A 12370-nucleotide genomic window follows, 5' to 3' on the forward strand; every position below is an offset into this window, starting at 1 on the left:
GTCAGGATTCGGCGGTGAGCGCCTGGTAGGCGGCCCCCGCGGCCTTCTGCTCGGCTTCCTTCTTGGACCGGCCGACGCCCTGACCGTAGGCCTGGCCGCCGATCACCGTGGTCGCGGTGAATTCCTTGTCGTGGTCGGGCCCGGTCGAGGTGATCTCGTAGCTGGGCACGCCGAGACCGCGTTCGGCGGTGAGCTCTTGCAGGCTGGTCTTCCAGTCGAGCCCGGCACCCATGCGCGGGCCACGCTCGAGCAGTTCGGCGAACAGCCGCAGCACCACACCGCGAGCGACCTCGATGCCGTGCTCAAGGTGAACGGCACCCAGCAGCGACTCCATGCCGTCGGCGAGGATGCTCGGTTTGTCCCGGCCGCCGGTGAGTTCTTCACCCTTACCGAGCAGCAGGTGCGCGCCGAGCCCGCCCTCGCCGAGACCGCGGGCGACCTCGGCGAGCGCGTGCATGTTGACCACGCTGGCGCGCAGCTTGGCGAGCTCGCCTTCGGACTTGTCCGGATGCTCGTGGTAGAGCCGTTCGGTGATGCTCAGCCCGAGCACCGAGTCGCCGAGGAATTCCAGGCGCTCGTTGGTCGGGAGCCCACCGTTCTCGTACGCGTACGAGCGGTGGGTGAGCGCGAGCGTCAGCAGCTCCGGCCGTATCTCGACCCCGAGTGCGGCGAGCAGGCTCGCGTGGTCACCGGAGGGGCCGAGTTCGTCCTTACCGGCGGTCACGGCTGATCTGGTGCTCAGACCGCAGAGGTGACCTGGCGGCCCTTGTAGGTGCCGCAGGACGGGCAGGCGATGTGCGGGAGGGTCTTCTCACCGCAGGCCCGGTTGGAGCAGGTGACGAGGGTCGGCGCGGCAGCCTTCCACTGGCTGCGCCGCGACCTGGTGTTGGAACGGGACATCCGGCGCTTGGGAACGGCCACGACTACTTCTCCTCTGTCTGTGTATCTGCCCGGTCGGCAGTGTCTGCCTGTTCGGCGGAACGGTCTGGGGTGGCGGCACCCTCATCGGGGCTGCCGGTGCTGGGTGAATCGGCGGCGAACTTCGCCAGCCCGGCCCAGCGAGGGTCAATTATCTCATGCCCATGATCAGAACCCGCAATCGCCATCCGCACGCCGCATTCCGGGCACAGTCCGGCGCAGTCGGGCGTGCACAACGGTTGCAGCGGGAGCTCGACGCCGAGGGCATCGACGATGACGGGCTCGAGGTCGATGAGATCGTCGGTCATCCGGTACACCTCGTCCTCGGAGGTGGTCTGCTCGGTGGCGCTGTCCGGGTAGGCGAACAGTTCGGTCAGCGACAGCTCGATCTCGTCGTCGAACGATTCGAGGCAGCGCGAGCATTCGCCGGTCAGCGGCGCCGACACCGTTCCGGTGATCAGCACGCCTTCGGACACCGCCTGCAACCGCAGATCGAGCTCCACCTCGGCGCCGGCGGGAACCGCGATCAGGTCCAGTCCGAGACGTTCGGTCGTGGTCACCGTGCGGCGCAGCTCACGCATGGACCCGGCGCCGCGGCCGAGATTGCGGACGTCCAGCACGAATCCCGCGTCGGACACCGGGTGCGAGCCGGTACGCGAACGCGAGGCGGAACCGGAACCGGCGGACATCACGAACTCACCTTCACAATCAAGGGGGGAATGGGCAACCACTCCACAATACGCGAGAGGGAGCGCCGGACCCAAGTCGAGCCGGTCGGCCGGGGACAGCAGCCAAGCGGGGCGCGGACCCTCAGCGGCGGTAGTCGGAGACGTAATCGGGCATGCCCATCCCGGTACGCAGCTGCTGACGACCACGTCCGACGATGCGCAGCGTGCCGTTGAGCGTCTCCTCGAATTCGGCGAGCTTGGAGTCGACGTAGTGATCGCATTCCTCGCGCATCCGGTCCGAATCGGCCTGCGCGGCGTCGATGAGCCGCGCCGATTCCGCGTGCGCGGCCCGCACCACCTCGGTCTGCGCGACCAGTCGGTCGCGCTCGGCCTGGCCCTCGGCGACCGAACGCTCGTAAGCGGCCTTGCCCGCCTCGATCATCCGCTCGGACTCCGCGCGCGCCCGTCCGGTGAGGGCTTCGTATTCGGCATTGCCGTCGGCGACCACGCGGGCGGCCTCGGCCTCGGCGGTGTCGACCAGATGATCGGCGTGGGCGGTGGCCTCGGCGACCATGCGGTCGGCGTGCGCCTTGGCGTCGGCGAGGATGCGATCGGCCTCGGCTCGCGCGTTCTCGATGGTCTCGGCGGCCTGTTCGTTGGCGCCGGTCACCGCCGTTTCGGCGGCGTTGCGGGCATCGGTGACGATCTTGTCGCGGTGGTCGAGGACGTCCTGGGCGTCGTCGAGTTCGCCGGGCAGGGCGTCTCTGACGTCGTCGAGCAGCTCCAGCACATCACCGCGCGGCACGATGCAGTTGCGCGTCGGAGGGATCCCGCGCGCCTCTTCGACGATGGCGACCAACTCGTCGAGTGCTTCGAATACGCGATACATGCTCACTTACCCCGCTCTCCAGATCGACGGCGAACTTCCGTCGTCGCCCAGTGTGCCCTTCGCCACGGTCTGTGCCGAGTCCCTTTCCGGTGTGTCGTGCCAGTGTCTCGCAGACCACAGAAATCAAGTGGAGTAAGGGCCTCCGCTTCGTGCTAAATTCGTTTCCGAAGCCACAAGATCTTCATAAGCGGACCACAGGCACACCCTGCGACCGTGCAGTGAAGGCAGGCCGACGAGCAGGACACCTCGACATCGACGTTGACAGGTTTCGTATGTTCAGTACACACTGAACATGACGTTCGAAGCCTCGCGTTCACGCCGGCGGGAAGGAATGCGAAGACCCTCGCAGTTGTCTTACCTGTTGGCTCACGTTCGATCGGAATGACCATGACCGTCCTGGAACTACCGCGACCGGCACTGCCTACCGCGCGTGTTCTCACGCCGCTGGCCGGGCCGTACCCGGAAATGCGGGAAGCGTCGAGCCGGCGGCTGGGTCGCGTACTCGAATACCTGCGCGGCGATCGGGCATTCCCCCAGCTGATCCGTTTCGCCCTGGTCGGCGGGTGCAGCAATATCGCTTACGTGCTGCTGTTCTTCGGCATGCTCGGCATCGGGCCGCTGGTGGCCAACGTCGTCGGTTCCGTCGTCAGCACGGTCATCGCCAATGAACTGCATCGTCAGCTCACCTTCCATGCCGCCGGTCGCGTCGGCTGGTTCACCGCCCAATGGGAAGGCGGCGGTCTCGCGCTCGCCGGCCTCGGCATTTCCACCGCGGGCCTGGCCGCACTCGATTTCTGGGCGCCCGGCCTCGACAGCACCTTCCAAGCCGCCGCCGTCCTCGGCATCACCGCCGCCGTCGGCGGGCTGCGCTTCCTGGCGCTGCGCGGTTTGGTCTTCTGAGTTCACCGACACACAGATTCGCCCCGGTCCACGACGTGGATCCGGGGCGAACTGGTCGAGGGGCGGTCAGCTCGCGCGTTCGGCGATCCGCTCCAACAGGCGCTTGTGCACCGCGGGCGGCAGCATGTCGCTGACGTCGCCGCCGTAGGTCGCCACTTCCTTGACCAGCGAGCTGGACAGATAGCTCAGCGACGGATTGGTGGCGATGAAGAAGGTGTCGACGCCGGCCAGCTTGTGGTTCATCTGAGCCATCTGGAGTTCGTAGCCGAAGTCGCCCGCATCGCGCAGGCCCTTGACGATCGCGGTGATGCCCTCCTGCTTGGCGAAGTCGACCGTCAGGCCCTGCCAGGACGCGACGCGCACATTGGGCAGGTGGGCGACCGATTCGCGCAGCAGTTCCATGCGCTCCTCGACGGTGAACATGCCCTGTTTCTTGGGGTTCACATTGACCGTGACGATCACCTCGTCGAACTGCGCGGCCGCGCGGGCGAACACGTCGAGGTGACCGTTGGTGACCGGGTCGAAGGATCCGGGGCACAGTGCTGCAGCCATGGTCAAACGCTAGCACCGAACTCGGCGAGCTCGATTCTGGTCTCCCCGTACTTGCGTGGCTTCATCGGCGCATAGCCTGCGGGCCAGGCGATTTCGGGTGACCGGATGGATCGCTCAACGATCACCAATGCCATCGGGGCGAGCCAGCCGTTGGCCGCGAGTGCCGTGAGGTCGGCGATCACATCCTCGGTGGGCACGTCGTACGGCGGATCGGAGAAGACCAGATCGTAGGCAGCGGGCGCGGATTGCGCGAGCACGCTCGCCACCGCCCCGACGCGCAGTTGCGCCCCCGGCAACCCGAGGTCGGCGATATTGCCGCGCACCACCGCGGCGGCCTTGCGGTCGGATTCGATCAGCATCGCCCGCGCCGCGCCACGCGAGAGCGCTTCCAGCCCGAGCGCACCGGACCCGGCGTACAGGTCGAGCACCCGGGCGCCGTCCAGATCCAGGCGGGCGTCGATGGCGCTGAACAGCGCCTCGCGCACCCGGTCCGAGGTGGGCCTGGTGCCCGCGGGCGGGACGCGCAGACGGCGCCCGCCTGCGGTCCCGGCGACGATGCGGGTCATTCGGATTCGCGCACGGCCAGCTCGATCAGCAGGTCACCACCCTCTACCTGCTGCACCTTGCCGATGGCGACGCGGCCGACCAGGCCCGCGCGCGGCGCGGTGATGGCGGCCTCCATCTTCATCGCTTCGATGGTGCCGATGGTGTCGCCGGCGGCCACGGTGTCACCCTCGGCGACCGCGAGGGTCACCACACCGGCGAACGGCGCGGCGATATGACCGGCGTTGTTCTTGTCGGCCTTCTCCGCGGCCGGGATCTCACTGGCCACCGACCGGTCGCGCACCGACACCGGCCGCAGCTGGCCGTTGAGGATGCACATGACCGTGCGCATACCGCGTTCGTCGGGCTCGGAAATCGCCTCCAGACCGATGAGCAGCGTGACGCCCTTCTCCAGCTGCACGCGATGTTCCTCGCCACGGCGCAGACCGTAGAAGAACTGATTGGCCGACAGACCGGTGGTGTCGCCGTATTTGTCGCGGTGGGCGAGGAATACGGCGGTCGGTCCGGGGAACAGCAGCCGGTTGAGCGTGGCCCGCCGCTGCTCGGAGGTGCCCGCGAGACCGGCCTCGTCCTCGGGGGCGAGCGGGGTTTCCGGCTTGGCGGTGCCGCGCCCGGCCAGCGCCTTGGTGCGGAACGGTTCGGGCCAGCCGCCTGCGGGTGTGCCGAGTTCGCCGCGCAGGAACCCGATCACCGAATCGGGGATGTCGTAGCGGCCGGGGTCGGCGGCGAAATCGTCGATGTCGACGCCGGTGCCGACCAGCGCCAGCGCCAGATCACCGACGACCTTCGACGACGGCGTCACCTTCACCAGCCGGCCGAGCAACCGGTCGGCGGCCGCGTACTTCGCCTCGACCTCTTCGAAACGATCGCCGAGGCCGAGCGCGATCGCCTGCTGACGCAGATTCGACAGCTGACCACCCGGAATCTCGTGGGTGTAGACGCGGCCGGTCGGCGCGGGCAGGCCGGACTCGAACGGCGCGTACACCTTGCGCAGCGCCTCCCAGTACGGCTCCAGATCGCAGACGTTCTGCAGGTTCAGCCCGGTGTCGTGTGGGCTGTTGGCCGCGGCCGCCACGATCGCGGACAGCGCGGGCTGGCTGGTGGTGCCTGCCATCGCGGCACTGGCACCGTCGACGGCGTCGGCGCCGGCCTGCCAGGCCGCCAGATAGGTGGCCAGCTGACCGCCGGGAGTGTCGTGGGTGTGCACGTGCACCGGCAGATCGAAGTTGCTGCGCAGCGCCGAGACCAGGGTCGCGGCGGCGGGAGCACGCAGCAGACCGGCCATGTCCTTGATCGCGAGCACGTGCGCGCCGGCGTCGACGATCTGCTCGGCCAGCTTCAGGTAGTAGTCGAGGGTGTAGATGTTCTCGTCCGGGTTGGACAGGTCGCCGGTGTAGCTCATCGCGACTTCGGCGACCGCGGTACCGGTTTCGCGGACCGCGTCGATGGCCGGGCGCATCTGGTCGACATTGTTGAGGGCGTCGAAGATGCGGAAGATGTCGATGCCGGTGGCCGTCGCCTCGGAGACGAAGGCCCGGGTCACCTGCTCCGGGTACGGGGTGTAGCCGACGGTGTTGCGCCCGCGCAGCAGCATCTGCAAGCAGATGTTGGGCACCGCCTCACGCAGCGCCGCCAGGCGCTCCCACGGGTCCTCGTAGAGGAACCGCAGCGCGACGTCATAGGTCGCGCCGCCCCAGCACTCGATCGACAGCAACTCCGGGGTCAGCCGGGCGACGTGGCCGGCGACCGCGAGCAGCCCGCCGGTGCGTACCCGGGTGGCCAGCAGGGACTGATGCGCGTCGCGGAAGGTGGTGTCGGTGACCGCGACCGCGTCCTGTTCGCGCAGCGCCCGCGCGAAACCCTCGGGGCCCAGTGTCAGCAGTCGCTGGCGCGAGCCGTCCGGCGGCGGCACCGACAGGTCGATGGCGGGAAGCTTGTCGTGCGGGTACACCGCGGTCGGCCGCTCACCGTGCGGCTTGTTGACGGTGACGTCGGCCAGGTATTCGAGGATCTTGGTGCCGCGGTCGGCGGAGCGGCGAAGGTCGAGCAGCTGCGGCCGTTCGTCGATGAACGAGGTGGTGACCTTGCCCGCCCGGAAATCCGGATCGTCGAGCACCGCGAGCAGGAACGGGATGTTGGTCGTGACGCCGCGGATACGGAATTCGGCCAGCGCGCGCCGTGACCGCGCCACCGCGGTGGCGAAATCGCGGCCGCGACAGGTCAGCTTGACCAGCATGGAGTCGAAGTAGGCGCCGATCTCGGCGCCCAGGTTGGCGCCGCCGTCCAGCCGGATGCCCGCGCCGCCCGGGGTGCGGTAGGCGGTGATGCGGCCGGTGTCGGGGCGGAAGCCGTTGGCCGGGTCCTCGGTGGTGATCCGGCACTGCATAGCCGCGCCGCGAATGGCGACGGTGTCCTGACTCAGGCCCAGATCGGCCAGCGATTCACCGGCGGCGATGCGCAGCTGCGACTGCACCAGGTCGACATCGGTGATCTCCTCGGTCACCGTGTGTTCGACCTGGATGCGCGGGTTCATCTCGATGAAGACGTGCTTGCCGCGCTCGTCGAGCAGGAATTCCACGGTGCCGGCGCAGCTGTAGCCGATCTCGCGGGCGAAGGCCACCGCGTCGGCGCAGATCCGTTCGCGCAGTTCGGGATCGAGGTTCGGCGCGGGCGCGAGCTCGATCACCTTCTGGTGCCTGCGCTGCACCGAACAGTCGCGCTCGAACAGATGCATGACATTGCCCTGGGTGTCGGCCAGGATCTGCACCTCGATGTGGCGCGGGTTCACCACGGCCTGCTCGAGGAACACCGTCGGGTCACCGAAGGCCGATTCGGCCTCACGGGAGGCGGCTTCGATGGCTTCGCGCAACTGCGCGGGCGCGGCCACCCGGCGCATACCGCGGCCACCGCCACCCGCGACGGCCTTGACGAAGATCGGGAACTCCATCGTTTCGGCCGCGGCCAGCAACTCGTCGACGTTTGCCGACGGTTCGCTCGACTTCAGTACCGGTAGCCCTGCGGCTTTGGCCGCCGCGATGGCGCGCGCCTTGTTACCGGCGAGCTCGAGTACCTCGGCGGAGGGACCGATGAAGGTGATGCCCTCACGCGCGCAAGCGGCCGCGAGGTCGGGGTTCTCGGACAGGAAGCCGTACCCGGGATAGATGGCGTCGGCCCCGGCTGTCTTGGCCGCATCGATGATGGCGTCGATGGACAGGTATGCCCGAACCGGGTGGCCTTCCTCGCCGATCTGATAGGCCTCGTCCGCCTTCAGGCGGTGCACCGAGTTGCGGTCCTCATGCGGGAAGACGGCCACGGTCCCGATGCCGAGTTCATAGGCCGCGCGGAAGGCGCGGATGGCGATTTCGCCGCGGTTGGCAACCAAGACTTTCGAGAACATTGACCTAAGGTACCCGCCCCCGCACCGTGGGCCGACAGGGAAGTCCCCTTCGCAGCAATCTTCACAACCGGTCCTTGCATGGTTGCGAAGTTGCGTTCATCCGGCCGTCATATCTCACCGAGCGGTCCGGCGGATCGTGCGGTGAACTCCGGGCCCTAGCTACTGGCGGGTTACCTACTGGCGAGTCACCACCAGTGCACGGTGCGATACCGCAGGCCACCGCGCAGCTGGCCCACTCCGACGCCCATCAGCAGGCCACGTTCCTCACCGGTCAACCCGCGCGAGAACGTGAGCCGGATCAGCCGGATCAGCACCTCGGGCAGATGGATCCGCGGCAGGCCGTTGTCCGGGAACTCCGCGTTGAGCCGGGCCAATCCGATGCCGCGGGCGCGGCCCTGCCGGAATCCGGGACCGAAGCCGCGGCGATAGCGGTAGGCCACCAGAGCTTCCGGCAAGAACCCGGTGCGAAATCCTTCGCGATGGGCCTTCCAGCCGAAGGCGAGGTCTTCGTTGGCGGCATAGGTGATGTCGATGCCGCCGAGCTTGCGGTAGACATTCGCCCGGCACGCCATCGCGCAGCCGACGATCACCGGGGCGAACACTCCGGGCGGCTGGAACCGGTCCGGCGCCGGTATCTCCGCGACGCCGCGGCGGTTGCCGGCATTGAGCGTGCGACCTTCCACCGCGCAGCTGATCAGGTCGTAGCCCTCGTCGAGGAAGGCCAGCATGCGGCGCATCCAGTTAGGATGCACGCGGTCGTCGTGGTCGCAGAACAGCAGGACCTCGCCGCTGGCATGCGCGGCGCCGACATTGCGGGCGTAGGCCGCGCCTGCGGTATCCGACGCGGGAACGCAGCGCAGGTTCAGCCGTGTGCGCAACGGGTGGCCTGCCAGATGCGCCTCCAGACCGGGCGCGCTGCGATTATCGGCGACCACGACCTCGAATTCGCCGTCGTGATCCTGCTCGGCGAGCGCCGCCAGCTGCTCGTCGAGATGGGTTCGATCGGCATCGGTGACGATGTGTGCGGGAATGACGACCGAGGTCATCGTGGGTTCGGTTGCCGGCACAACCCCTCCTCCTCACCCTTGTGTGAAAGACAGGTGTTTAGGTTATGACAGGTGTGGGCGGCTCACCACCGGAGCGCCGCCCCGACTATCGTGGGCATCGCAGCTGGTTCGCCGGCCGGTCGACTTGGAGCCCCGAACGACCGCCCCGGCGTCGAAGCCCGCCCCTGGCGGGTGAGAGGGAACCCGGTGGAAATCCGGGACTGTCCCGCAGCGGTGAGTGGGAACGACCGCCGTCATCAGCACTGGGCACACCGCCTGGGAAGCGACGGCCAGTAGGTCGGCAGCATCGGCCGGTGCCCGCGAGTCCGAAGACCTGCCCGTTGTGCCGGATACGCCGTATCCGGCGGCCATCGCCTCGTGGACCGGGCGCGCGCCACCAGTGTTGCCAAAACGACCCGTCTGCCGGGTCGGCCGGACTCATCGGTGCCGTGCGTTCCGAATCGGCGATCGCCTGTCGCAACTCAGCACTGGAGAAACACCGTGACTGTTCTTCCGCACAACCCGTTCACCGCAACGGTTCTCGGGCTTCCCCGGGTGGGGCCACGCCGGGAGCTCAAGCGAGCCATCGAGTCCTATTGGGCCGGACGCATCGACGCAGCGCAGCTGCATCAGGTGGCTCGCGAGCTGCGCCGCACGCAGTACACCGAATTACTCGCCGCCGGAATGGATTCGATTCCGGTCGGCACCTTCTCCTATTACGATCAGATGCTCGACACCGCTGTGCTGCTCGGCGCGCTGCCGCCGCGGGTGGCCGGCATCGAGGATCCGCTGGACCGCTATTTCGCCGCCGCGCGCGGTACCGACGCGGTCGAACCGCTGGAGATGACCAAGTGGTTCGACACCAACTATCACTACCTGGTGCCCGAGATCGGGCCGCAGACCTCGTTCGGCCTGCATCCCGAAACCGTGCTGGACCAGCTGCGCGAGGCGATCGACCTCGGGGTGCCCGCGCGGCCGGTGATCATCGGTCCGGTCACCTTTTCGAAGCTGGCCAAATCGGCCGGGCCGGCCGCGCTCGAGCGCATCGACGAGTTGGTGCCGCTGTATCGCGAACTGCTTCGCCTGCTCGTCGAGGCCGGCGCTCGCTGGGTGCAGATCGATGAACCGGTGCTGGTCACCGATATGACCGAGGATGAACTGGCGGTGGTGCGGCGGGTCTACACCGAGCTCACCGTCTCCGGCGATCGCCCGGCCGTCCTGGTGGCCACCTACTTCGGCACCCCCGGTCCCGCGCTCGCGGCGCTGGCGGGCACCGACGTCGAGGGTGTCGCGGTCGATCTGGTGTCGGGCACCGAGGTGGACGAGGTCGCGGCGGTACCGGCGTTGGCGAACAAGCTGCTGGTAGCCGGTGTGGTCGACGGACGCAATGTGTGGCGCACGGATCTGGACGCGGCGCTGAGCACCCTCGGCACCGTGCTCGGTTGCGCGCGGTCGGTGGCGGTCTCGACCTCGTGCTCACTCTTGCATGTGCCGTACTCGCTCGCGGTCGAGACACGACTCGACGACGCACTGCGTTCCTGGCTGGCCTTCGGCGCGGAGAAGGTCGGCGAGGTGCGAGTGCTCGCCACCGGCCTGCGTGCGGGCACCGAGGCCATCGCCGAGGACTTGGCCGCCGCGCGTGCGGCTTCGGCGAGCCGCACGACCGACCCGCGGATCGCCAACGCCCAGGTGCGGGCCCGGCTGGACGCACTGGGACCGGACGCGATCGGTCGCGCTCCCGCCGAGCAACGCAGGCAGCTACAGCGCGAACGCCTGGCGCTGCCGCCGCTGCCGACCACCACTATCGGCTCCTATCCGCAGACCCCGGCGATCCGGTTGGCACGTGCGGCGCTGCGTTCGGGTGAGATCGACCGCGGCGAATACGAGCAGCGGATGCGCGACGAGATCGCAGGCGTCATCGCCGTGCAGGAGAAGCTGGAGCTCGATGTGCTGGTGCACGGCGAGCCGGAACGCAATGACATGGTGCAGTATTTCGCCGAACAGCTCGACGGTTTCGCGGCCACCGACCTGGGCTGGGTGCAGTCCTACGGCACCCGTTGCGTCCGTCCGCCGATCCTGTTCGGTGATGTGGTGCGGCGCGCACCGATGACCGTCGAATGGATCACCTTCGCCCAATCGCTGACCGATAAGCCGGTCAAGGGCATGCTGACGGGTCCGGTGACCATCCTGGCGTGGTCGTTCGTCCGCGATGATCAGCCGCTGGCCGATTCGGCTCGACAGGTGGCGCTGGCGATCCGGGACGAGACGGTGGATCTGCAGAACGCGGGTATCCGGATCATTCAGGTCGACGAGCCCGCGCTGCGCGAGTTGTTGCCGCTGCGGGCCGCCGAGCAGTCCGCGTATCTGGACTGGTCGGTGCAGGCATTCCGGCTGGCGACCTCCGGCGTCGCCGACGCCACCCAGATCCACACCCATCTGTGCTACTCGGAATTCGGAGAGGTGATCGATGCGATCGCGGGGCTGGATGCCGACGTGACCTCGATCGAAGCGGCACGCTCGCGCATGGAGGTGCTCGATGACCTGAACGCCGCGGGTTTCGATCTCGGCGTCGGCCCTGGCGTCTACGACATCCACTCACCCCGGGTGCCCGGCGTCGAGGAGATCACCGCAGCGCTGCGCGAAGCGCTGAAAGCCGTTCCCGCCGAACGCCTCTGGGTCAACCCCGACTGCGGCTTGAAGACCCGGGGTATCGCCGAGGTCGAGGCATCGCTTCGCAATATGGTCGCCGCAGCGCGCGCTCTGCGGTGATCGGCCGGACCGAGTGAACAGGCTGGGCCACGCCCCAACGGCGTGGCCCAGCCGCACGTCGACCACATCCCGCGGCACGTCCCTCAGCCCTCCGTCTCCCCTGCCGCCCCCGTTTCCCGCCGTCGGCCGCGTTTGACCACGCATCCCTGACATCGACGCCCCGCCCGCAACACCGGCCGCTCCCGAGAATCGGGGGCCACGACCCCGCGCCACACCGCCCGGCATCCCTGATTCCGCTCCATGCGCATACCCTCCTCACCCATCGGTTTCATCGTTTCGCCAGGTTGGACGGACCGCCCTCGGGTTTGGTTCCCTTCGCCACCAACAATTTTCGACGCGCCGAACGACACGCCGATAGGTTGCGAAACTGTCAGTGCACTGGGCCCGGGCGCTTCCGCACCACAGGACTGGACAGAACATGCGAAGACCGCGAACAGCTCCGATGAGCTGTTCGCGGATCGGTAGGTACGCGTCAGGCGACGACGAGTTCGCGCTGGCCGACGCCCACATATTCCGACAGTGGGCGAATCAGTGCGTTCGACTGGGCCTGCTCGACGATGTGGGCGGTCCATCCGGTGATCCGGCTCATGACGAAGATAGGCGTGAACATCGCTATGTCGAAGCCCATCAAATGGTAGGTGGGGCCCGCGGGGAAATCGAGGTTGGG

11 protein-coding genes and 1 riboswitch are annotated in these 12370 nt (G+C 68.1%); of the genes, 2 read left to right on the forward strand and 9 right to left on the reverse strand.

The window, feature by feature from the left end:
- Position 1 precedes the first annotated feature (1 nt).
- The 4 genes from rnc to RJ05_RS17025 form a co-directional block, all read right to left on the reverse strand.
- A complete protein-coding gene (gene rnc / locus RJ05_RS17015; protein ID WP_036538412.1) occupies positions 2-724 on the reverse strand; it encodes a ribonuclease III in 723 nt (240 codons plus the stop codon).
- Between the two features lie 14 nt (positions 725-738).
- Positions 739-921, reverse strand: coding sequence for a 50S ribosomal protein L32 (gene rpmF, locus RJ05_RS30015; RefSeq protein ID WP_048833535.1), 183 nt, complete (start codon positions 919-921; stop codon positions 739-741).
- A gap of 2 nt (positions 922-923) precedes the next feature.
- Positions 924-1607 (reverse strand): YceD family protein, encoded by a 684-nt coding sequence (locus tag RJ05_RS17020; RefSeq protein WP_036538413.1) that lies wholly within the window; start codon positions 1605-1607, stop codon positions 924-926.
- Between the two features lie 121 nt (positions 1608-1728).
- Entirely contained in the window at positions 1729-2475 is a 747-nt protein-coding gene (locus RJ05_RS17025; RefSeq protein ID WP_036538414.1) for a DivIVA domain-containing protein, read from the reverse strand.
- Positions 2476-2862: 387 nt separating this feature from the next.
- On the opposite strand from RJ05_RS17025, the gene RJ05_RS17030 reads away from it, so the two are divergent.
- A complete protein-coding gene (locus tag RJ05_RS17030; protein ID WP_036538429.1) occupies positions 2863-3375 on the forward strand; it encodes a GtrA family protein in 513 nt (170 codons plus the stop codon).
- A 66-nt stretch (positions 3376-3441) separates the two neighbouring features.
- Here RJ05_RS17030 and coaD read toward each other — a convergent pair whose 3' ends face one another.
- From coaD to RJ05_RS17050, 4 genes are all read right to left on the reverse strand, one after another.
- Positions 3442-3927, reverse strand: a complete 486-nt coding sequence (coaD, locus tag RJ05_RS17035) for a pantetheine-phosphate adenylyltransferase (RefSeq protein WP_036538415.1) — start codon at positions 3925-3927, stop codon at positions 3442-3444.
- Positions 3928-3929: 2 nt separating this feature from the next.
- Positions 3930-4493: a 16S rRNA (guanine(966)-N(2))-methyltransferase RsmD gene (gene rsmD / locus RJ05_RS17040; RefSeq protein ID WP_036538416.1), complete on the reverse strand. Its 564-nt coding sequence runs from the start codon at positions 4491-4493 to the stop codon at positions 3930-3932.
- Complete coding sequence (locus tag RJ05_RS17045; protein ID WP_036538418.1) at positions 4490-7888, reverse strand: pyruvate carboxylase; 3399 nt, start codon at positions 7886-7888, stop codon at positions 4490-4492. The genes rsmD and RJ05_RS17045 overlap by 4 nt, the downstream gene beginning before the upstream one ends.
- 185 nt (positions 7889-8073) lie before the next feature.
- A complete protein-coding gene (locus RJ05_RS17050) occupies positions 8074-8955 on the reverse strand; it encodes a glycosyltransferase family 2 protein (protein WP_138445496.1) in 882 nt (293 codons plus the stop codon).
- A gap of 151 nt (positions 8956-9106) precedes the next feature.
- A riboswitch (cobalamin riboswitch) is annotated at positions 9107-9290 on the forward strand.
- Positions 9291-9435: 145 nt separating this feature from the next.
- Between RJ05_RS17050 and metE the strand changes: the two genes are divergently transcribed.
- Positions 9436-11703, forward strand: a complete 2268-nt coding sequence (gene metE / locus RJ05_RS17055) for a 5-methyltetrahydropteroyltriglutamate--homocysteine S-methyltransferase (RefSeq protein ID WP_036538420.1) — start codon at positions 9436-9438, stop codon at positions 11701-11703.
- 472 nt (positions 11704-12175) lie between these two features.
- Here metE and RJ05_RS30020 read toward each other — a convergent pair.
- Positions 12176-12370: citrate/2-methylcitrate synthase (locus RJ05_RS30020; RefSeq protein ID WP_303621239.1), on the reverse strand; the 195-nt coding region annotated here is incomplete at its 5' end.

The organism is Nocardia cyriacigeorgica NBRC 100375, assembly GCF_000308555.1.
Taxonomy (GTDB): Bacteria; Actinomycetota; Actinomycetes; order Mycobacteriales; family Mycobacteriaceae; genus Nocardia; species Nocardia cyriacigeorgica.